Source organism: Amycolatopsis solani (genome assembly GCF_033441515.1).
Taxonomy (GTDB): Bacteria; Actinomycetota; Actinomycetes; order Mycobacteriales; family Pseudonocardiaceae; genus Amycolatopsis; species Amycolatopsis solani.
Map to the genome: position 1 here is coordinate 3,352,161 of NZ_JAWQJT010000001.1, position 23,714 is coordinate 3,375,874.

General features: G+C 75.1%; 3 protein-coding genes. All 3 read left to right on the top strand.

The window, feature by feature from the left end:
* The first annotated feature begins 184 nt into the window (after positions 1-184).
* Genes SD460_RS16390 through SD460_RS16400 form a run of 3 tightly spaced genes read left to right on the top strand, consistent with a single transcriptional unit; the run spans position 185 to position 23,551 of the window.
* Positions 185-12,982: an SDR family NAD(P)-dependent oxidoreductase gene (locus SD460_RS16390; protein ID WP_318306320.1), complete on the top strand. Its 12,798-nt coding sequence runs from the start codon at positions 185-187 to the stop codon at positions 12,980-12,982.
* Entirely contained in the window at positions 12,975-16,133 is a 3,159-nt protein-coding gene (locus tag SD460_RS16395; protein WP_318306321.1) for a type I polyketide synthase, read from the top strand. Before SD460_RS16390 ends, SD460_RS16395 begins: the two co-directional genes overlap by 8 nt.
* On the top strand, positions 16,130-23,551 hold the full coding sequence (locus SD460_RS16400) for a type I polyketide synthase (RefSeq protein WP_318306322.1): 7,422 nt from the start codon (positions 16,130-16,132) through the stop codon (positions 23,549-23,551). The genes SD460_RS16395 and SD460_RS16400 overlap by 4 nt, the downstream gene beginning before the upstream one ends.
* The last annotated feature ends 163 nt before the right edge of the window (positions 23,552-23,714 follow it).

Genomic DNA, 23,714 nt, shown 5'->3' on the forward strand with positions numbered 1-23,714 from the left:
CCCGTTGTATCGAAGGGGACTGTCCGCGAGGGCAGTCCCCTTCTTCGTGCCCGCGGGACACCACGGTTCGCGTCGCTTCCGTCGCGGCCGGTGACTTTCAGGGCCGGGGAAGCCGGTGGAAGCGAAGCAGAAGCCGTCCCTTCTAGTTTTTCCGGGTACCGCAAGAAAACCGTGAGGAGGGTCCATGCCGGACGGGATCGCGATCGTCGGCCTGTCCTGCCGGCTGCCCGCGGCTGGGGACCCCGCCGGGTTCTGGGCCCTGCTCCGCGAAGGCCGCGACGCGATCGGGGCACCGCCCGCCGGCCGCGCCTCCTCCCCCGGCGCGCCGCCGGCGGCGTACCTCGATCGGGTCGCGGACTTCGACCCCGCGTTCTTCGGGATCTCGCCGCGGGAAGCCGCCGCGATCGACCCGCAGCAGCGGCTGGTGCTCGAACTGGCTTGGGAGGCCGCGGAAAACGCCGGTTTCGTGCCGGGGCCGCGGACCGGCGTCTTCCTCGGCGCCGCCTCCGACGACTACGCCACCCTCCTCGACCGCGCCGGTGCGGACGCCGTGACGCGGCACTCCATGGCCGGCGTCCGCCGCGGCCTGATCGCCAACCGCGTCTCCTACGCGCTCGGCTTGCGCGGGCCGAGCTTCACCGTCGATTCCGGACAGTCGTCGTCGCTGGTCGCGGTGCACCAGGCCGTGGAAAGCCTGCGCCGCGGGGAATGCGCGGTCGCGCTCGCCGGTGGGGTGCACCTCAACCTCGTGCCGGAGAACACGCTCCTCGCCGAGCGCTTCGGCGGGCTTTCCCCCGACGGAACCGCCCACGTCTTCGACGTCCGCGCCAACGGGTTCGTGCGCGGCGAGGGCGGCGCGGTCGTCGTCCTCAAGCCCCTCGCCCAGGCCGTCGCGGACGGCGATCTGGTGCACGCGGTGATCCTCGGCGGCGCGGTCGGCAACGACGGCGGCGGGGCCGGTCTCACCGCCCCGGACGCCGACGGCCAGGCCGAAGTACTGCGGCGGGCCTACGAAGGCCTCGACCCGCGCGCGGTCCAGTACGTCGAGCTGCACGGCACCGGCACCAAGGCGGGCGACCCGGTCGAAGCCGCCGCGCTGGGCCGGGTCCTCGGCCGGGTGGACGCGCCGCTGGCCGTCGGATCCGCGAAGGCGAACGTCGGCCACACCGAAGCCGCGGCCGGGATCACCGGGCTGGTCAAGGTGGTTCTCGCGCTGCGGCACCGGGAACTGCCGCCCACCCCCGGCTTCGAGACCTCGGCGCTCCCGCTGGCGGAACTGGGTCTGCGGGTCCAGACGTCGTTGTCGGGCTGGCCCGAGTCCCGCCGCCCGCTCGTGGCGGGGGTGTCGTCGTTCGGCATGGGCGGGACCAACTGCCACATCGTCGTGCAGGAGTCGCCCGCGCGCGAGAAGACGGCGCCCGACGTTCCGCACGCGTTGCCGTTCCTGCTTTCCGCGCGCACGCCGGAAGCCCTGCGGGATCAAGCGGACCGGCTGTCCTCCACGTCCGAAATGGACACCGTGGACGTCGCGCTGTCGCTGGCCACCACGCGGAAGCACCACGAGCACCGGGCCGTCGTCGTCGGCCGTGACCGCGCGGCGCTCTTCGGCGGCCTGCGCACGCTCGCCGAAGGCGGCAGCGCGCACGAGATCGTCCGGGGCCGGGTGGCCGAGCGGGGTGCGCTCGCCTTCCTGTTCAGCGGGCAGGGCAGCCAGCGCGCCGGGATGGGCCGCGAGCTGGCCGAATCCTTCCCGGTGTTCGCGGCGGCGTTCGCCACCACCTGCGCGGCTTTCGACGGCCTGCTCGACCGGCCGCTGGCCGAGGTCGTCCTCGACGACTCGATCAACCGGACGGGCTACACCCAGGCCGGGCTGTTCGCCTTCGAGGTGGCGCTGTTCCGGCTGTTCGAAGCCGCGGGCGTGCGGCCGGACTTCGTCGCCGGGCACTCGGTCGGCGAGCTGGCCGCCGCGCACGTCGCCGGCGTGCTCTCCCTGGCCGACGCGGCCCGGCTGGTCGCCGCCCGCGGCACGCTCATGCAAGCGCTTCCCGCCGGTGGGGCGATGGTCGCGGTGGCGGCCGCCGAAGCCGACGTCCGGCCGCTGCTGGGCGAGCGCGTCTCGCTCGCCGCGGTGAACGGGCCGTCGGCGGTCGTGCTGTCCGGTGACGAGGACGCCGTCCTCGCCGCCGCGGCGGAGCTGGCCGCGCGCGGGCACCGCACCAAGCGGCTCACCGTCAGCCACGCCTTCCACTCCGCCCGGATCGAGCCGATGCTGGCGGAGTTCGGCCGGGTCGCGAGTGGACTGTCCTATGCGGACGCGAAGATCCCGGTGGTCTCCACCCTGACCGGCCGCCTCGCGACGGCTGAGCTGGGTACACCCGAATACTGGCTGCGGCACGCGCGGGAGGTCGTCCGCTTCGCCGACGGCGTCCGGACCCTCGAAGCCGCCGGGGTCACGGACTTCGTCGAGCTCGGCCCGGCCGGCGTGCTGACCGAGCAGGCCCGCGCGACCGTCGCGCACGCCGACGTCGTGCCGGCCCAGCGCGGCGCCCGGTCCGAGACCGCCGCGCTGCTGCGGGCGCTGGCCGCCTTGCACGTCACCGGCCGCGAGGTGGCGTGGGCGGCGATCTTCGCACCCTGGGACGGCAATCGCGTCGAGCTGCCGACGTACCCGTTCCAGCGTGCGAGCTACTGGCTGCCGGACCGGCGGGACATCCTGACCGCCGGCCCGGTTGCCGAGCGGGTCCCCGAACGGGGAACCGGGGACCCGCTCGTTCCACTCGACCTGGTCCGCGCCGAGGTCGCGGCCGTGCTGGAGTACGCGTCGGCAGCCGACGTCGACCCCGCGCGCAGCTTCCGCGACCTCGGCGTCGACTCGCTGACCGGCCTCGAGCTGCGTGACCGGCTCGCCGAGGCGACCGGCCGCGCGCTGCCGGCGACGCTGCTGTTCGAGCACCCGACGCCCGAGGCCGTGGCCGCGCACCTGTCCGGTTCGTCGGAGGTCGAGGAGGACTTCGCGGCCGCGTCGGACGAGCCCATCGCGATCGTCGCCATGGCCTGCCGGTTCCCCGGCGACGTCCGCACGCCGGACGACCTGTGGGAGCTGGTCGCTTCGGGCCGGGACGCGGTGTCCCCGCCGCCGCCGGACCGCGGCTGGGACAGCGACGCCGTCCGCGAGGGCGGGTTCCTCACCGGCGCGGCCGAGTTCGACCCGGCGTTCTTCGGCATCAGCCCGCGCGAGGCGCTCGCGATGGACCCGCAGCAGCGGCTGGTGCTGGAAGCGGCGTGGGAGGCGTACGAGCGCGCGGGCATCCGCCCCGAGACCGTCCGCGGCCACCGCGACGGCGTCTTCCTCGGCGCGACCTCGCACGAATACGGCCCGCGGCTGCACGAAGCCGAGGACGGCCACCTGCTGACCGGAACGACGCCGAGCCTGATCTCCGGCCGCGTCGCGCACGTCTTCGGGCTGGAAGGCCCGGCGCTCACGGTGGACACGGCGTGCTCGTCGTCGCTGGTGGCGCTGCACCTCGCGGTGCGGTCGCTGCGCGCGGGGGAGTGCGGGCTGGCGCTCGCGGGCGGCGTCACGGTGCTGTCCGGGCCGGGGATGTTCGTGGAGTTCGCCAAGCAGGGCGGCCTGTCCGCCGACGGCCGCTGCCGGGCGTTCTCGGCCGACGCGTCCGGCACGGGCTGGGCGGAAGGCGCCGGCGTGGTGCTGCTGGAGCGGCTGTCCGACGCGCGGCGCCACGGCCACCCGGTCCTGGCACTGGTCCGCGGCACGGCGGTGAACTCCGACGGCGCGTCCAACGGCCTGACGGCCCCGAGCGGCCCGGCGCAGCGCCGCGTGATCCGCGCGGCACTGGCGGACGCCGGGCTGACGGCGTCCGATGTGGACGTCGTGGAAGCGCACGGCACGGGCACGGTCCTGGGCGACCCGATCGAGGCGTCGGCCGTGCTGGCGACGTACGGCCAGGACCGCGCGGAGCCGCTCCTGCTCGGGTCGCTGAAGTCGAACATCGGCCACGCCCAGGCGGCGGCCGGGATCGGCGGCGTGCTCAAGCTGGTGCTGGCCATGCGGCACGGGATCGTGCCGAAGACGCTGCACGTCGGCGAGCCGACCCCGCACGTGGACTGGACCTCGGGTGCGGTCGAGCTGCTCACCGAGAACCGCGCCTGGCCGGAGGTCGCGCGCCCCCGGCGTGCGGCGGTCTCGTCGTTCGGCATCAGCGGCACGAACGCCCACGCGATCCTGGAAGCGGCTCCGGAGCGCCCCAATGTGGCGTTGGGTGCATCCAACGCACCGAACGCCACATTGGGTGCGCTGGACGCACCGAACGCCACATTGGGGCGCTTGGGGGCCGGCGTGCCGTGGGTGCTCAGCGCCAAGAGTCCGGAGGCGCTCCGGCGGCAGGCGCGTGAGCTGCGGGAACACCTCCTCGCGCACCCCGAACTGACCGCCGGGGAGGTGGCGGCGACCCTCGCTGAGCGGACCCGGTTCGAGTACCGCGCGGGGATCGTGGACGGCCGGCTCGACGCGCTGGCCGAGCACGGGACCGGGGTGGTGCGGGTCTCGAGCGGCAAGCTCGCCTTCCTCTGCACCGGCCAAGGCTCCCAGCGCGCCCGCATGGCCCAGCCCCTCTACGAAGCCGACCCGGTCTTCGCCGCCGCCCTCGACGAGGTCTTCGCCGCGCTCGACCCGCACCTGGACCGTCCACTCGAGACCGTCGTCTTCGCCGACGACACCACCCTCCTCGACCGCACCGCCTACACCCAGCCCGCGCTCTTCGCCGTCGAGGTGGCGCTGTTCCGGCTGTTCGCGCACCACGGCGTCCACCCGGACTTCGTCGCCGGGCACTCGATCGGCGAACTCGCCGCCGCGCACGTCGCCGGGATCCTCGACCTCGCCGACGCCGCCCGGCTCGTCGCCGCCCGCGGCGCGCTCATGGACGCACTGCCCGCCGGTGGGACGATGGCCGCCGTCGAAGCGACCGAGGACGAGGTCCGCCCCTTCGACGTCGCCCTGGCCGCGGTCAACGGCCCGATGGCGGTCGTCGTCGCCGGGGACGAAACCGCCGTCGCGGCGGTCGAAACGCACTTCGCCGGACTCGGACGGCGGACCCGGCGGCTCACCGTCAGCCACGCCTTTCACTCCCCGGCCATGGACGGCATGCTCGACGCCTTCCGCGAGGTCGCCGAGTCGGTCACGTTCCACCCGGCCCGCATCCCGCTGAGCGTCGACGGCGATCCCGCGACCGCCGGGTTCTGGGTCGGGCACGTCCGCGAGACCGTCCGCTTCGCCGACACTGTCGCCCGCCTGGCCGACGCCGGTGTCACCACCTTCGTCGAACTCGGCCCCGACGGCGTGCTGACCGCCATGGGACGCGATTGCCTGCCGGACGGGGACTTCCTGCCGTCGCTCCGGTCCGATCGGGACGACGTCGAGGCCGTGTACCCGGTGCTGGCCGTGCTCGGCACCCCGGCCGTCACGACGTCCACAGTGGACTTGCCGACCTATCCCTTCGAAAGGCAGCGGTTCTGGCTGCCGCTGCGCTCGCTGCGCGCCGATGCCGCGGCCGCGGGGCTCACCCCGACCGGCCACCCGCTGCTCGGCGGGGGCGCCGAGGTCGCGGGCACCGACGGCGTCCTGTTCACCGGGCTCCTCTCGGTGCGCACCCAGCCATGGCTGGCCGAGCACGTCGTCCTCGGCGCGAACCTCCTGCCCGGCAGCGCTTTCGTGGAGCTCGCGCTGCTCGCCGCCGGGCAGGCGGGCTGCGACCGGCTCGACGAGCTCGTCCAGGAAACCCCGCTGGTCCTGCCCGCGGATGGCCGCGTCCAGCTCCAGGTGTCCCTCGGCGCGCCTGACGAGTCCGGCCGCCGCGCGGTGGCCGTCTCGTCGCGGCCCGACCAGCCGTCGGTGACCGCGGGCTGGACCCGCAACGCCGCCGGGTACGCCTCCGCCGGCGGGGCCGTGCCCGCGCCGGAACCGGTCTGGCCGCCCGATGGCGCCGAGCCGGTCGACCTCGACGGCCGGTACGACCGCATCGCGGACGCGGGCTTCGGCTACGGCCCCGAATTCCAGTGCCTGCGCGCGGTCTGGCGGCGGGGCGACGAGCTGTTCGCCGAGGTCGCGCTGCCCGAACACCGCGTCGCCGAGGCCGCGGACTACGGCCTGCACCCCGCATTGCTCGACGGCGCCCTGCACGTCGTCGCGTTCGGCGACCCGGAGGGCGTCGAAGCGGGCCGGATCCCGTTCTCCTGGCACGACGTCCGCCTGCACGCCGCCGGCGCGAGCACGATCCGCGTCCGGTACACCGAAGCCGGCGGAATGTCGATTGTGGACACCGATGGTGCTCCGGTCGCCGAGGTCGGCGCGCTGGCCTTGCGGCCCGTCGCCGCGAACCAGCTGACGGCCACCGTCTCCCGCGACGACCTCTACCGCGTCAGCTGGACGCCGGTGCCCGTGCCGGCCACGACAGCCACTTGCCTGCTCGCCACCGGCCTCGACGAGATCGGCGAGGTCCCCGACTTCGTGGCGGTGCGCACCCGATCCGGGACAAGCGCGGTGCCGGACCGCGTGCGCACCGCCACGAACCACGCGCTCGGCCTGATCCGCGCCTGGCTCGCCGACGCCCGGTTCGACGGCGCCCGGCTCGTCTTCCTGACCGGCGAGCTCGCCGATGCGGGCGTGCGCGGTCTGGTCCGCTCGGCCCAGACCGAGCACCCCGATCGGTTCGTGCTCCTGGACACCGATTCCGAGCTGACGCCGGCGGAAATCGCCGCCGCCGCGGCCACCGGTGAGCCGGAGCTGGCCCACCGCGACGGCGTGGTGCTCGTCCCGCGGCTGGCGCGGGCCACCGTGCCGGACGCCGTCCCGGTGCCCGGCGGAACCGTCCTCCTCACCGGCGCGACCGGCGGGCTCGGCCGCGCGCTCGCCCGGCGGCTCGCCGGCCAGGGCGTCCGGCACCTGCTGCTGGTCAGCCGCCGCGGCCCCGCCGCCGAAGGCGCCGAAGCACTGGTCGCCGAGCTCGAAGCGCTCGGCGCGGAGGTCACCCTCGCCGCCTGCGACGTCGCCGACCGCGACGCGCTGGCCGCGGTGCTGGCCGAGCACCCGGTGACCGCCGTCGTGCACGCCGCCGGAGTGCTGGCCGACGGTCCGATCGAGACACTCACGACGAAGCAGCTCGACGACGTCCTGCGCGCCAAGGTCGACGCAGCCTGGAACCTGCACGAGCTGACCGGCGAGCTCACTGAGTTCGTCCTGTTCTCCTCGGTTTCCGGCCTGCTCGGCACGGCGGGGCAGGCGAACTATGCGGCCGCCAACGCGTTCCTCGACGCGCTCGCCGCGCACCGGCGCGCCGCGGGGCTACCGGCCACCGCGCTCGCCTGGGGCCTGTGGGAGACGGCCGACGGCATGGGCGGCGGGCTCGCCGCCGCGGACCGGACCCGGATGTCCCGCACCGGTGTCGGCACGTTGTCCACTGTGGACGCGCTCGACCTGTTCGACACCGCCCGCGGTGCCGGGGACGCGTTGCTGGTGCCCCTCCGGATCGACGAAGCCGGGCTGCGCGCCGCGGGCACAGTCCCGTCGCTGCTGTGGGGCGTCGTCCGCCCGCGGGCCGGCCGGGGTGTCACCAAGACCGCCGCCGGGCTCGCCGACGTCGTCCGCGCCGAGGTCGCGGCCGTGCTCGGGCTCGCGAACCCGGCCGCGGTGGAGCCGGGCAAGGCGTTCAAGGAGATCGGTTTCGACTCGCTCACCTCGGTCGAGCTGCGCAACCGCTTGGCCACCGCGACCGGTCTCCGGCTGCCCGCCACGCTCCTGTTCGACCACCCGACCCCGGCCGCGGTGATCGACCGCCTGCACACGGAACTGGCCGGTACCACCGAAACCGCGGAAACCACCCCGCGAACGGCCGTCGCGGGCGACCCGATCGCCATCGTCGGCATGGCCTGCCGGTTCCCCGGCGGCGTGACCAGCCCCGACGAGCTGTGGCAGCTGGTCGTCGACGGCCGGGACGCGATCAGCGAGTTCCCGGTCGACCGCGGCTGGGATGTCGAGGCGCTGTACGACGCCGATCCCGATCGCCCTGGCCGCACGTACACCACGCGCGGCGGGTTCCTGCACGACGCGGGCCAGTTCGACGCCGAGTTCTTCGGCATCAGCCCGCGCGAGGCCACCGCGATGGATCCGCAGCAGCGCCTCCTGCTCGAAACCTCCTGGGAGGCCTTCGAAAACGCCGGGATCGACCCGCTGGGCCTGCGCGGCAGCCGCACCGGCGTCTTCGCCGGCGCGATGTACCACGACTACACCGCGCGCCTGGCCCCGCTGCCCGAGGAAGCCGAGGGCTACTCGTTCACCGGCGGTTCCGGCAGTGTCGTTTCCGGCCGCGTCGCCTACACGTTCGGGTTCGAAGGCCCGGCGGTCACGGTCGACACCGCGTGCTCGTCCTCGCTGGTCGCGCTGCACCTCGCCGCGCAGGCGCTGCGGCAGGGCGAATGCGGGCTGGCGCTCGCGGGCGGCGTCGCGGTGATGGCCACGCCGGGCTCGTTCGTGGAGTTCAGCCGCCAGCGCGCGCTCGCCCCGGACGGCCGCTGCAAGCCCTTCGCGGCCGCCGCCGACGGCACCGCCTGGGCCGAGGGCGCGGGGATGCTGCTGCTGGAACGCCTGTCCGACGCCCGCCGCAACGGGCACCCGGTGCTCGCGGTCCTGCGCGGCTCCGCGATCAACTCCGACGGCGCGTCGAACGGCCTCACCGCCCCGAACGGGCCGTCGCAGCAACGCGTGATCCGCGCCGCACTCGCGACCGCGGGCCTGACGCCGTCCGATGTGGACACCGTCGAGGCGCACGGCACCGGCACCCCGCTCGGCGACCCGATCGAGGCGCAGGCCGTGCTGGAGACGTACGGCCAGGGCCGGGAAACGCCGCTGTGGCTGGGCTCGCTCAAGTCGAACGTCGGGCACACCCAGGCCGCCGCCGGGGTCGGCGCGGTCGTCAAGATGGTGCAGGCGATGCGGCACGGCGTGCTGCCCAAGACGCTGCACGTCGACGAGCCGTCCCCGCACGTGGACTGGACCGCGGGTGCGGTCGAGCTGCTCACCGAGAACCGCGCCTGGCCCGAGGTCACACGTCCGCGACGTGCGGCGGTGTCGTCGTTCGGCATCAGCGGCACGAACGCCCACGTGATCCTCGAAGCCCCCGAGCGCCCCAATGTGGCGTTGGTTGCGTCTGACGCACCGAACGCCACATTGGGGCGCTCGGAGCCCGCCGTGCCCTGGGTGCTCTCCGCCCGGAGTGAGCCGGCGCTGCGGGAGCAGGCTCGAAGGTTGCTGCCGCTGGTGGACGGCGACACCGCCGGGGTCGCGCGGGCATTGGTCGCGCGGTCGGCGTTCGACCACCGCGCCGTCGTCACCGGTGACCTCCGCGCGGGGCTCACCGCGCTGGCCGAGCGGGGCAGCGGCGCCGGCGTGGCGCGGGCGGGCCGCCGGGTCGTGTTCGTCTTCCCCGGCCAGGGCTCGCAGTGGGCCGGGATGGGCCGCGAACTCCTCGAGACCGAGCCGGTCTTCGCGGCCCGGATGGCGGAGTGCGCGGCGGCCCTGGAATCCTTTGTGGACTGGAACCTCTTCGACGTCCTCGACGGCGACCTCCAGCGGGTCGACGTGGTCCAGCCCGCGCTGTGGGCGATGATGGTGTCGCTCGCGGCCGTCTGGCGCGCGCACGGCGTCGAGCCCGCCGCCGTCGTGGGGCACTCGCAGGGCGAGATCGCCGCGGCCGTCGTCGCCGGCGGACTGTCCCTCGAGGACGGTGCCCGCGTGGTCGCATTGCGCAGCAAGGCGTTGCTGGCGCTGTCCGGCCGCGGCGGCATGGTGTCCGTGGCCGCTCCGGCGGACCGGGTCCGCGAACTGATCGCGCCCTGGGACACCCTGACCGTCGCCGTGGTCAACGGTGCCGCCTCGACCGTCGTGTCCGGGGACGCCGAGGCCCTCGAAGAGCTGCTGCGGCAGGACATCCCGGCCAAGCGGATCGCCGTCGACTACGCCTCCCACTCGGCCCACGTCGAACTCCTCGAGGACGAGCTGGCCCGCGTGCTCGCCCCGGTCCGGCCGAAGCACGGCGACATCCCGTTCTTCTCAACGGTGACCGGTGAGCTCACCGACACCGCCGACCTCGACGCCGGGTACTGGTACCGGAACCTCCGTCAGCCGGTCGAGTTCGCTCGCACCACCGAACTGCTCGTCGAAACAGGTCACGACGTCTTCATCGAGTGCAGCCCGCATCCGGTCCTCGTCAGCGCCCTCGCCGAGACCACCACCGCGCTCGGCACGCTCAAGCGGAACGACGGCGGCCCGGTCCGCCTCCTCGCCGCGCTCGGTGAGGCGCACGTCCACGGCGTCCCGGTCGACTGGGCACTGCCCGCGGGCACCCGCGCCGCCCTGCCCACCTACCCCTTCCAGCGCGAACGCTTCTGGCTCGACGCCGCCGAAAAGCCGGCCGGTGCCGACGGGCTCGGTCTCGACGCGGCCGGGCACCCGCTGCTGGCCGCGTCGACCCGGCTCGCCGACCCGGACGTCCGGCTGTTCACCGGACGGCTTTCGCTGCGGGCGATGCCGTGGCTCGCCGACCACGCCGTCCTGGACACGCCGCTGCTGCCCGGCACCGCGTTCCTCGACCTCGCCCTGCACGCGGCCCGCGAAACCGGCGCCGCGGTGGCGGACCTGACCGTCGAGGCGCCGCTCGTGCTGCCCCGGCACGGCGCGGTGCTCATCCAGGTCACCGCCACCGAGGACACCGTGAAGATCTTCGCCCGCACCGAAGACGGGCCGTGGACCCGGCACGCCTCGGGCACGCTCACCCCGGCCACCGCGGCCGTCCGCCCGGCGCTGACCTGGCCGCCCACCGGCACCGAGATCGACGTCGAGAAGTTCTACGTCGCCGCGGCCGAAGACGGCTTCGACTACGGCCCCGCGTTCCAGGGCCTGACCCGCGCCTGGCGTTCCGGCGACGACGTCTACGCCGAGATCAGCCCGACCGAGCCCGGCGCTTTCGTGGTGCACCCGGCCCTGCTCGACGCCGCGGCCCAGGCGGTCCGGCTCGGCGGCTTCTTCGCCGACGACGCCCCGCGCCTGCCGTTCGCGTGGTCCGGGGTCACCGCCCACGCGGCCGGGGCGCGAGCGCTGCGGGCCCGGCTCTCCCCGGCAGGCCCCGACGCGGTGTCGCTCGCGGTGGACGACGAGGACGGCCGCCCGGTGCTCACCGCGGAAGCGCTTACCCTGCGCCCGTTCTCGCCCGCGCAGCTCGCCGCCGGCTCGGACTCGCTGTACCGGCTCACGTGGCAGCCGATCGAACTCGGCGCACCCGCCGAGGGCGACCTGGTGGTATCGGCCGAAACCGGCGATGTCCGCGAAGTCCTCATGCGACACCTGGCGCTCGTGCGCGAGTGGCTGGACCGGGCCGAGGACGGCCGGCTCGTCGTGGTGACCAAGGGGGCGACCGAAGACGACCTCGCGGGCGCCGCGCTGTGGGGCCTCCTGCGGTCCGCGCAGGCCGAGCACCCGGGCCGGATCGTGCTGGCCGACGTCGACGACGACCCGCGTTCGCTCGACGCCCTGCCCGCCGCCCTCGGCACCGGCGAGAGCCAGCTCGCCCTGCGCGCCGGGACCGCGTACGTCCCGGCGCTCGCCCGTGCGGACGTCCGCGCCGCCACCGGGCCGCTGCTCGACCCGGCCGGCACGGTGCTCGTGACCGGGGCGCTCGGCACGCTCGGGCGGCTCGTCGCGCGGCACCTCGTGCTCGCCCACGGCGCCCGCCACCTGCTGCTGCTCAGCCGTCGCGGGGCGGCGGCCGAGGGGGCGGCCGAACTCGTCGCCGAGCTGGCGGAGCTCGGTGCGGCCGCCGAGGTCGTCGCCGCGGACGCCGCCGATCGGGCCGGGCTGGCCGAGGTGCTCGCCGCGATCCCGGCCGAGCGCCCGTTGACGTCGGTCGTGCACGCCGCCGGTGTGCTGGCCGATGCGACGTTCGCCACGCTCACCGAGGACCAGCTCGACACCGTGCTGCGGCCGAAAACCGACGCCGCCCGGTACCTGCACGAGCTGACCGCGGACCTGCCGTTGCGCAGTTTCGTCCTGTTCTCGTCGGTCGCGGGCACCCTCGGCACGGCGGGGCAGGCGAACTACGCGGCCGCGAACGCCTCCCTCGACGCGCTCGCCCGGCACCGCCGGGCCCGCGGGCTGCCCGCGTTGTCGCTGGGCTGGGGCCTGTGGGCCGAGGCGAGCACGATGACCGGTGGTCTGGACCGCGCCGACCTGGGCCGGCTGGGCCGCACCGGCGTGCTGCCGCTGTCGAACCGGCAGGGTCTGGACCTGTTCGACGCGGCGTGGGCGGCCGGGGACGCGGTCCTGTTCCCGGTCCGGCTGGAGACGTCGGCGGCCCGGCTCGGGGCGGTCCCGCCGCTGCTGCGCGGGCTCGTCCGCGCTCCGGCGACTCCGGTGAAAGCGCGGGTCAAGCTGGCCGACGTGCCCGCGGCCGAGCGGCCGAAGGTGCTGCTCGACCTGGTCCGGGGCGAGGTCGCCGCGGTGCTCGGGCACCAGGGGACGGCCGCGATCGACCCCGCGCAGCCGTTCGCCGAGATCGGGTTCGACTCGCTGACGGCGGTCGAGCTGCGCAACCGGCTCACCGCCGCGACCGGCGTGCGGCTGCCCGCCACGCTGGTGTTCGACCACCCGACGCCGTCCGCCGTCGCCGCGCACCTCGAACGCGGGCTGGTCACCGAGCCGGCCCGCCCGGTGGTGCTCGACCACGTCGACCGGCTGGAGAGCGCGCTCGACGGCGTCGACGAGTCCGTGCTGGCCATGGTGCTGGCCCGGCTCGACGCCCTCGGCGCGCGGCTGCGACGGCCCGAGCCCGAACCGGGCGTTTCCGTGCAGGACCTGAGCACCGCATCGGCCGACGAACTACTCGACTTCATCTCCAAGGAGCTGGGCAACCATGGCTGAGCACGACGACCGCGTGCTGGAGAACCTCCGCTGGGTCACCCGCGAACTGCACCAGGCCCGCGAGAAGCTGCGCGCGGCCGAGGAGCCGATCGCGATCGTCGGCGCCGGCTGCCGCTACCCCGGCGGCGTCACGACACCCGAAGACCTCTGGCGGCTGCTCGACGGCGGTACCGACGCCATCACCGAGTTCCCCGGCGACCGCGGCTGGGACGTCGAGAGCCTGCACCGGCCGGACGCACCGGGGTACTCCAGCACCCGCCGCGGCGGGTTCCTCGCCGAGCCGGGCGCGTTCGACGCCGGGTTCTTCGGCATGTCCCCGGCCGCGGCCGAGGTCACCGACCCGCAGCACCGGCTGCTGCTCGAACTGTCGTGGGAGGCCATCGAGCGCGCCGGCCTCGACCCGCGGTCGCTGCGCGGCAGCCGGACCGGCGTGTTCGCCGGGACGATGTACGCCGACTACGGCACCGGCGCGGCCGACGCCGACCTCGCCGGCCGCGTGCTGATGGGCACGTCCGGTTCGCTGGCGTCGGGCCGGATCGCTTACACGTTCGGCTTCGAAGGCCCGGCGCTGACGCTGGACACCGCTTGCTCGTCGTCGCTGGTCGCCGTGCACCTGGCCGTGCAGGCGCTGCGCCGCGGCGAGTGCACGCTCGCGCTCGCGGGCGGGGCGACAGTGCTCGCGACGCCATCGGTGTTCGTCGAATTCTCGCGCCAGCGCGGGCTTTCCGCCGACGGGCGCTGCAAGGCGTTCGGCGCCGGCGCCGACGGCACCGGGTTCGCCGAGGGCGCCGGTGTGCTGCTGCTGGAACGGCTTTCCGACGCCCGCCGCCTCGGGCACCCGGTGCTGGCCGTGGTGCGCGGCACGGCGGTGAACTCCGACGGCGCGTCCAACGGCCTGACCGCGCCGAACGGTCCCGCGCAGCAGCGGGTCATCGCGCAGGCACTCGCCGACGCGCGGCTGACATCGTCCGATGTGGACGCCGTCGAGGCGCACGGGACCGGCACGGCGCTGGGCGACCCGATCGAAGCTCAGGCCCTGCTGGCCGCGTACGGGCAGGACCGCGCGGAGCCGCTGTGGCTCGGGTCGGTCAAGTCCAACCTCGGGCACACGCAGGCCGCCGCCGGTGTCGCCGGGCTGCTGAAGATGATCCTGGCGCTGCGGCACGGCGTGCTCCCGAAGACGCTGCACGCCGACGAGCCGTCGCCGCACGTGGACTGGACCGCGGGCGCGGTGTCGCTGCTGACCGAAGCGCGGCCGTGGCCCGCCGGGGACCGGCCGCGCCGGGCCGGGGTTTCGTCGTTCGGGGTCAGCGGGACCAACGCGCACGTGATCCTGGAAGAGGCGCCCGCGGCGGAACGCCTGCCCGGCTCGGACGTCCCGGACGCGCCGTGGGTGCTGTCCGCCCGGAGCGCGACGGCGTTGCGCGGCCAGGCCGCGCGGCTGCTGTCCGTTGTGGACGAGAACCCGCTCGACGTCGCCCACTCGCTGCTGACTTCGCGCAGCCGGTTCGAGCACCGCGCGGTCGTGCTCGGTCCCGACCGCCGCCGCGGGCTCGCCGCGCTGGCCGCGGGCGAGGAGTCGGCCACGGTGGTCACCGGCATCGCGGACGCCGGGCCGGACGCGGTGTTCGTCTTCCCCGGCCAGGGTTCCCAGTGGGCCGGGATGGGCCGCGAGCTGCTGGAAACGTCTCCGGTGTTCGCCGCCCGGCTGGCCGAGTGCGCGGCCGCGCTGGTGCCGTTCACCGACTTCGACCTGCTGCGCGTTCTGCGCCGCGGGGACGAGCTGGACCGCGTCGACGTCGTCCAACCCGCGCTGTGGGCCGTGATGGTGTCGCTGGCGGCGTTGTGGGAAGCCCACGGCGTCCGGCCCGCGGCCGTGCTCGGGCACAGCCAGGGCGAGATCGCGGCCGCCTGCGTCGCGGGTGCGCTGTCCCTTTCGGACGGTGCCCGCGTGGTGGCGCTGCGCAGCCGCGCGCTGGCCGCGTTGTCCGGCCAGGGCGGCATGGTTTCGGTCCGGCTGCCGCTCGACGAGGTCGAAGGACTCCTGACGCCGGGCCTGTCGATCGCCGCGGTCAACGGCGCCGCGTCCGTCGTCGTGTCCGGTGAACCGTCCGCAGTGGACGAACTGGTCGAGAAATGTGGCGAGCACTCGAAGCGGATCCCGGTGGACTACGCGTCCCACTCCGCGCAGGTCGACTCGCTCCGCGAGCGGCTGCTGGCCGACCTCGCCCCGATCCGGCCGCGGGCGGCCGACGTCCCGTTCGTCTCGACGGTGACCGCGTCGGTGCTCGACACCACCGGGCTGGACGCGGAGTACTGGTTCACCAACCTGCGTCAGCCGGTGCTGTTCGACCCGGCGCTGCGGGCCGTGCTGGCCGAGGGCTGGACCGCGTTCGTCGAGCTGAGCCCGCACCCGGTGCTGACGCTGGGGATGCAGCAGACGGCGCCGGGCGCGGTCGTCGCCGGTGCGCTGCGCCGCGGCGACGGCGGCCTCGGCCGGGTCCGGCTGGCACTGGCCGAACTGGCCGTCCGCGGGATCGACGTCGACTGGGCCCTGCCCGCCGGACGCCGGATCGACCTGCCCACGTACGCGTTCGACCACCGCACCTACTGGCTCACCACCCAGGCGGCACTTTCACGTGAAAGTGATGTGGAGACGGGTATTCCGGATCACTTTCACGTGAAAGCGGCGGGGGTGAGCGAGGCGGAGCAGCGGCGGACGCTGGTGAAGCTGGTCCGGTCCGCCGCGGCGGCCGTGCTCGGGCACGCCTCGGCCGACGACGTCGAGCCGACCGGCTCGTTCCGCGAGCTGGGGTTCGACTCGGCGGCGGGTGTCCAGCTCCGCAACCGCCTCGCCGCCGCGACCGGGCTGGAGCTGCCGGTGACGGTGGTGTTCGACCACCCGACCGCCGCCGCGCTGGCCGAATACCTGCTGGCAGCGCTGTCGGGGACGCCGTCGGCCGGCCTCGACCGCCACCTCGACGCGCTCGAGGCCGGCCTGCGTGACCTCGACGGCGCCGCGCGCGCCCACGTGCTGACGCGGCTCCGGACGCTCGCCGCGGCCGGGCCGGACGCCGAAGCCGAGCTGGCGGACGCGACGGCCGACGAGATGTTCGCCCTGCTGGACGAAGAACTGGGTGCCGCCAAGTGACGAACGAACAGAAACTCCTCGACTACCTCAAGCGCGCCACCGGCGACCTGCGCGAAGCCCGCGGCCGCGTCCGGGAGCTCGAGGACCGCGCGCACGAGCCGATCGCCGTCATCGGGATGAGCTGCCGGTACCCCGGCGGCGTCACCTCGCCCGAAGACCTGTGGGCGCTGGTCGACGAGGGCCGCGACGCCGTCACGGCGTTCCCGGACGACCGCGGCTGGGACCTCGGCAAGCTTTACGACCCGGAGTCGGCGCCCGGCACCAGCTACGTCCGGCACGGCGGTTTCCTCGACGACGTCGCCGGGTTCGACGCGGCGCTGTTCGACCTCAGCCCGCGGGAAGCCACGGCGATGGACCCGCAGCAGCGCCTGCTGCTCGAGGCCGCCTGGGAGGCGTTCGAGCGGGCCGGCATCGCGCCGGATTCCGTGCGCGGCAGCCGCACCGGCGTGTTCGCGGGCACCAATGGGCAGGACTACGGGCCGCGGCTGCACGAAGCTCCCGCCGATGTCGAAGGCCACCTACTGACCGGGCTGGCCGCGAGTGTCCTTTCCGGACGGCTCGCCTACGCGTTCGGCCTCGAAGGCCCGGCGCTCACGGTGGACACCGCGTGCTCGGCGTCGCTGGTCGCGGTGCACCTGGCGATCCGGTCGCTGCGCGCGGGGGAGTCCACGCTCGCGCTGGCGGCCGGCGTGTCGGTGATGAGCACGCCCGGCGGGTTCGTCGAGTTCAGCCGCCAGCGCGGGCTCGCCCCGGACGGCCGCTGCAAGTCCTTCGGCGCCGGCGCGGACGGCACCGGCTGGGCCGAGGGCGTCGGCGTCCTGGTGCTGGAACGCCTGTCGGACGCCCAGGCCAACGGCCACGACGTGCTGGCGGTCCTGGCGGGATCGGCGGTCAACTCCGACGGCGCGTCCAACGGCCTCACCGCGCCCAGCGGTCCCGCGCAACAGCGGGTCATCCGGGCGGCGCTCGCCGACGCGCGGCTCGTTCCGTCCGATGTGGACGCCGTCGAGGCGCACGGCACCGGGACGGTGCTGGGCGACCCGATCGAGGCGCAGGCGCTGCTGGCGACCTACGGCCAGGACCGGGCGACGCCGCTGTGGCTGGGGTCGCTGAAGTCCAACATCGGGCACGCCCAGGCCGCGGCGGGGATCGGCGGGATCATCAAGACGGTCCTCGCCCTCCGAGCGGGGATGCTGCCGCGCACGCTGCACGCCGAGGAGCGCTCACCGCACGTCGACTGGTCGAGCGGTTCGGTCTCCCTGCTCACGTCGCCCCAGCCGTGGCCTGCGGGCGACCGCCCGCGCCGGGCGGGCGTCTCGTCGTTCGGGGTCAGCGGCACGAACGCGCACGTGATCGTCGAAGAGCGCCCCAATGTGGCGTTGGGTGCATCCAACGCACCGAACGCCACATTGGGTGCGCTGGACGCACCGAACGCCACATTGGGGCGCTTGGGGCCGTGGCTGCTGGCGGGCAAGACGGCCGAGGCGCTGCGGGCGCAGGCCGTCCGGTTGAGCGAGGTCGAGCCGAGTGTCGACGTCGCGTTTTCGCTGGCCACGACCCGGGCGCAGCTGGAGCACCGGGCCGTGATCGTCGGTGACCTGCAGGCCGGGCTGGCCGCGCTGGCCGAGGGGCGGCCCGCCGCCGGCCTCGTCCAGGGCAAGGCCCGTGCCGAGACCAAGCTCGCCTTCCTCTGCACCGGCCAGGGTGCCCAGCGACCGGGCATGGGCCGCGAGCTCTACGCCGCGTTCCCGGTGTTCGCCGCCGCGTTCGACGCCGTCTGCGCGGAGATCGACGCCCGCTGGGACGGCGCGCCGCCGCTCAAGGACGTCGTCTTCGCCGACGTCGACACGCTGCTCGACCGCACCGACTACGCGCAGGCCGGGCTGTTCGCGGTCGAGGTCGCGCTGGCCAGGCTCGTCGAGTCGTGGGGCATCCGGCCGGATGTCGTGGCCGGGCACTCACTCGGCGAGATCACCGCCGCCCACCTGGCCGGGGTGCTCTCCCTGGCCGACGCGGCCACGCTGGTCGCCGCCCGCGGCCGGCTGATGGCGGCGGTGCCCGCGGGCGGGGCCATGGCCGCGATCGAGGCGGGCGAAGCCGAACTCGAGCTGCCGCCGGAGGTCGACTTGGCCGCGGTCAACGGCCCTGCCGCGGTCGTCGTCTCCGGTCCGGAGGACGCCGTCGACGTCGTCGTCGCGCACTGGGCGGCCCAGGGGCGCCGGACCCGGCGGCTCACGACGAGCCACGCCTTCCACTCCGCCGCGATGGACCCGGTCCTCGAACCGCTGGCGGAAACCCTGCGGACACTGGACTTCCGGCCACCGGTCGTCCCGCTGGTCTCCACCCGCACCGGGCAGGCGGCCGATGTGTCCACAGTGGAGCACTGGACCGCGCAGGTCCGGGAGCCGGTCCGGTTCGCCGACGCCGTGACGACGCTGGCCGGGCAGGACGTCACCGCTTACCTGGAACTCGGCCCCGACGGTGTGCTCACCGCGATCGCCCGTGGCCTCACCGACGCCGTGACCGCGGTCGCGCTGCGCCCGGACCGCGACGAGCCGGCCACCCTGCTGACGGCGGTCGCCACCCTGCACACCCACGGCGTCCCGGTCGACTGGACCGCGTTCTTCGCCGGCGCGCGACGCACCGAGGTGCCGACCTACGCCTTCCAGCACGAGCGGTTCTGGCTCAGCACGGACGGCCGCGCACCGGTTCGCGGCCGCCGGGCGGCGCCCGCGCGAGGCGGGAGCCTGACCGACCTGGTCCGCGCGGAGGCTGCCGCCGTGCTGGGTCACGCCGAAGCCCTCGACGCCGATCGCGCGTTCGCCGACCTGGGCTTCGACTCGCTGACCGCCGTCGAACTCAGCTCCCGGCTCGGTACCGCGACCGGGCTGACGCTGCCCGCCACGCTCGTCTTCGACCACCCGACCCCCGCCGCGCTCGCGGCGTGGCTCGCGGGCGAAACGGCGGCCGAAACAACGGTCGCGCACGTGGGTTCGGCCGACCCGATCGTCGTCGTCGGCATGGGCTGCCGCTACCCGGGCGGCGTCGAGTCCCCGAGCGAGCTGTGGGATCTGGTGCTGAGTGGCACCGACGCCATCAGCGCGTTCCCCGCGGACCGCGGCTGGGACGTCGACGGGCTGCACGACCCGGAACCCGGCCGCCCGGGCCGGACCTACGTCCGGCACGGCGGTTTCCTCGACGACGCCGCCGGGTTCGACGCCGCTTTCTTCGGGCTCAGTCCCCGCGAAGCGCTGGCCACGGACCCGCAGCACCGGCTGCTCCTGGAAGTCGCGTGGGAGACGTTCGAGCACGCGGGGATCGACCCGCGCACGGTCCGGGGTGACGCCGTCGGCGTGTTCGCCGGCGTCGCGTCCCAGGACTACGGCCCGCCGCTGCACGAGGCACCCGAGCACGTCGGCGGCAACCTCGGCACCGGCACCGCCGCCAGTGTCCTTTCCGGACGGATCGCTTACACCTTCGGCTTCGAAGGGCCGGCGCTGACCGTCGACACGGCGTGCTCGTCTTCGCTGGTCGCTTTGCACCTCGCGGCGCAGTCCCTGCGGGCGGGCGAGTGCTCGCTCGCGCTCGCCGGCGGGGTCACGGTCATGGCGAGCCCCGGCGCGTTCGTCGAATTCAGCCGTCAGCGCGGGCTCGCCCCGGACGGCCGCATCAAGTCCTTTTCGGACGCCGCCGACGGCACGGCGTGGGCCGAAGGTGCCGGAATGCTCCTGCTGGAGCGGCTTTCGGACGCGCGGCGGCTCGGGCACCCGGTGCTGGCCGTGGTCGCCGGTTCGGCGGTCAACTCCGACGGCGCGTCCAACGGCCTCACCGCGCCCAACGGGCCTTCGCAGCAGCGGGTGATCCGGCAGGCGCTGGCCAACGCCGGACTGTCCGCTTCGGACGTCGACGCCGTCGAAGCCCACGGCACCGGCACGGTGCTGGGCGACCCGATCGAGGCGCAGGCGGTTCTCGCCACCTACGGCCAGGACCGCGCGGAGCCGCTGTGGCTCGGCTCGCTCAAGTCGAACATCGGGCACGCGCAGGCCGCGTCCGGCGTCGGCGGGGTCATCAAGATGATCGAGGCCATGCGGCACGGCGTCCTGCCGCGCACGCTGCACCTCGACACGCCATCGGCCAAAGTGGACTGGACGGCCGGTGCCGTCGCCCTGCTGACCGGCACCACGCCGTGGCCCGAGACCGACGTCCGGCGTGCCGCCGTGTCGTCGTTCGGCGTCAGCGGCACGAACGCCCACGTGATCCTCGAACAGCCGGCGGACGCCCCCGCACCGGCGGGATTCGCGGGCCCGGTGCCGTGGCTGCTGTCGGCGCGCACCGAACCGGCGTTGCGCGCCCAGGCCGGCCGGCTGCTCGCCGTCGAGGCCGATCCCGCCGAAGTCGCACGGATTCTCGCTTCCGGGCGTGCTGCCTTCGAGCACCGCGCGGTCGTCCTCGCGGCGACGCCCGAGGAGCGGGCCGCCGGGCTCGCCGCGGTCCGCGACGGCCGCGGCGCGATCACCGGGGTCGCCGAACGTGGCAAGACGGCGTTCCTGTTCACCGGCCAGGGTTCCCAGCGCGCCGGGATGGGCCGCGAGCTGTACGAGACGTACCCGGCGTTCGCGGCCGCGTTCGACGCCGCGTGTCCCGACCCGCGGATCCGGGAGGTCGTCTTCGCGGGCGGCCCCGAACTCGACGGCACCGAATTCGCGCAGCAGGCCATCTTCGCGGTCGAGGTCGCGCTCGCGCGGCTGCTCGAAACGTGGGGCATCCGGCCGGACGCGGTGCTCGGGCATTCGGTCGGCGAGCTCGCCGCCGCGCACGTCGCCGGGATCCTCACCCTCGAAGACGCGGTCACGCTGGTCGCCGCGCGGGGCCGGTTGATGCAGGCGCTGCCCGGGGGTGGCGTGATGATCGCGGTGCAAGCGTCCGAAGAGGACGTTCGGTTGCTGCCGGACGGCGTCGCGCTGGCCGCGGTCAACGGCCCGGACTCGGTGGTGCTGTCCGGGGAAGCGGCCGCCGTCGCCGAGGCGGCCGCGCGCTTCGCCAAGACCAAGCGGCTCGCCACGAGCCACGCGTTCCACTCGCCGCTAATGGCACCGATGCTGCCGGAGTTCCGCGCGGTCCTCGAAACGGTGTCCTTCGCCGCGCCCGCGGTGCCGTTCGTGCCGACCGGCGGGACCGGCCCGGAGACGGCGGCGTACTGGGCGAGCCAGGTCGAAGCCACCGTCCGGTTCGCCGACGGGGTCGAGGCCCTGCGAGCCGGCGGCGTTACGACGTTCGTCGAGATCGGTCCGGACGCCGTGTTGTCGGCGCTGGTCGAGGGCGCGGTGTCGGTGCTGCGCGCGGACCGGCCGGAAGCGGAGACGCTGCTCGCCGCGCTGGCTCGCCTGCACGTCCGCGGCGCCGGTCCACAGTGGACGTCGCTGCTCGGTGCCGCGACCACGCGGGTCGACCTGCCGACGTACCCGTTCGAGCGCGAGCGCTACTGGCTCGCCCCGGGCACGCCTCCGGCGGCCGACCCGGCGGGCGCGCGCTTCTGGGCCGCTGTCCGCGACGGCGACGGCACCGAACTGGCCGAGACCCTCGGCGTCGAACACTCCACAGTGGACGCGGTGCTGCCCGCGCTGGCCCGCTGGCGCGGCGAGGCCGACGGCGGGACCACGGACTGGCGCTACCGCGTGACCTGGCAGCCGGTCGACCCGGCGCCGCTCGAGGGCTGGTGGCTCGCGGTCGTCCCGGAAGGCAGCGACGTGCGGCTTCCCGAAGGCGTCACGGTGCTGGAGGTGCCCGCCGGGATCGGCCGCGCGGACCTCGCCGCCCGGCTGCCGGAAACCGACGGCGTGCTGTCGTACCTCACCGACGCCACCGACGTCCTCGTGCTCGTCCAGGCCCTCGGGGACGCGGGCCGGGACGCGCCGCTGTGGTGCGTCACGCGCAACGCCGTCCAGGTCGAGCCGGGCGAACCGGTGGACCCCGCCGCGGCCGGGATCTGGGGTCTCGGCCGCGTCGTGGGGCTCGAACACCCGCGCCGCTGGGGCGGGTGCGTCGACCTCGGCAGTGGCGCCGATCTGGTCATCGGCGACGGCGAAGACCAGATCGCGGTGCGGCCGTCCGGCGTGTTCGGCAGGCGGCTCGTCCGGGCGACCGGGCGGAAGGTCCGCGACTGGCGGCCGCGCGGCACGGTGTTGATCACCGGCGGCACCGGCGCGCTCGGCGGGCACGTGGCCCGGCGCCTGGCCGCCGACGGCGCCGAGCACCTGGTGCTGACCAGCCGTCGCGGCCAGGCCGCACCGGGGCTCCTCGAGGACCTCACGGCGCTCGGCGCGCGGGTCACGGTCCGCGCGTGCGACGTCGCCGACCGGCCCGCGCTGGCCGCGCTGCTGGCCGAGTTCCCGCCGTCCGCGGTGCTCCACGCCGCCGGCGCGGCCGACCCCGAGTACCTGGCCGACACGTCCCCGGCCGAGTTCGCGCGGGTCCGCTCGGCGAAGGAGCTGGGCGCGGCGCACCTCGACGAGCTGCTCGGGGACACCCCACTCGACGCGTTCGTGCTGTTCTCGTCGATCGCGGCCACCTGGGGCAGTGGCGGCCAGGGCGCGTACTCCGCGGCCAACGCGGCGCTCGACGCCGTCGCCGAGGCACGCCGGGCCCGCGGCCTGACCGCGACGTCGATCGCCTGGGGCCCGTGGGCCGGTCCGGGCCTGGCCGAAGGCGAGGCCGGCGTCCAGATGGCGCGGCGCGGGGTGCCCGGCCTGCCGCCGGAACGGGCGGTCGCGGAGCTGATCGCGGCGGTCGAGCGGGACGAGCCGACGGTCGTCGTCGCGGACGTCGACTGGACGCGGTTCGTGCCGGCGTTCACCGCCCAGCGCCCGAGCCCGCTGCTCGGCGAGCTGCCCGAGGTCCGCGAGGTGCTGGCGGCCGAGGTGCCCTCCGGCGGCGCGGTCGCGGAGATCCTCGGCACCGCCCAGGGCCCCGAACTGGACCGGCTGCTGCTCGACATCGTGCGCGGCGAGATCGCCGTGGTGCTCGGGCACGCGACGCCGGAGTCGGTGGACGTCCGCCAGCCGTTGCGCGACCTCGGCCTCGACTCGCTGGCGTCGGTCGAGCTGCGCAACGGCCTGTCCCGCGCGACCGGGCTCAGCCTGCCGAGCACGCTGGTCTTCGACCACCCGACGGCGGAAGCACTGGCCGCGCACCTGCGCACCCGCGTCGAGCCGTCGGCGAGCGGGCTCGCCGAGGAGCTGGACCGCCTCGAAGCCGGCCTGACGTCGGCGGGCCCGGAGGACCGCGGCCGGGCGCTGGCACGCTTGGAGGTCCTGCTCGCCCAGTGGCGCGAGGACCGCGAGTCGATCACGGAGCGCCTCGACTCGGCCGACGACGACGAGATGTTCCGGCTCCTCGACACCGAATTCGGCATCTCCTGATGCGCGCCCCGACCGGCCGGCTGCCCGCCACCGCTGCCGCGAATGACTCATTCGGGACCTCCGAGGTCCCGAATGAGTCATTCGCGACGTCGGCCGGCGGTCGGCACCGAGGGCGATCGGCAGGCGCGGCCGCCCTGAGCCGGCCCGCCCACCGCCGCCCCGC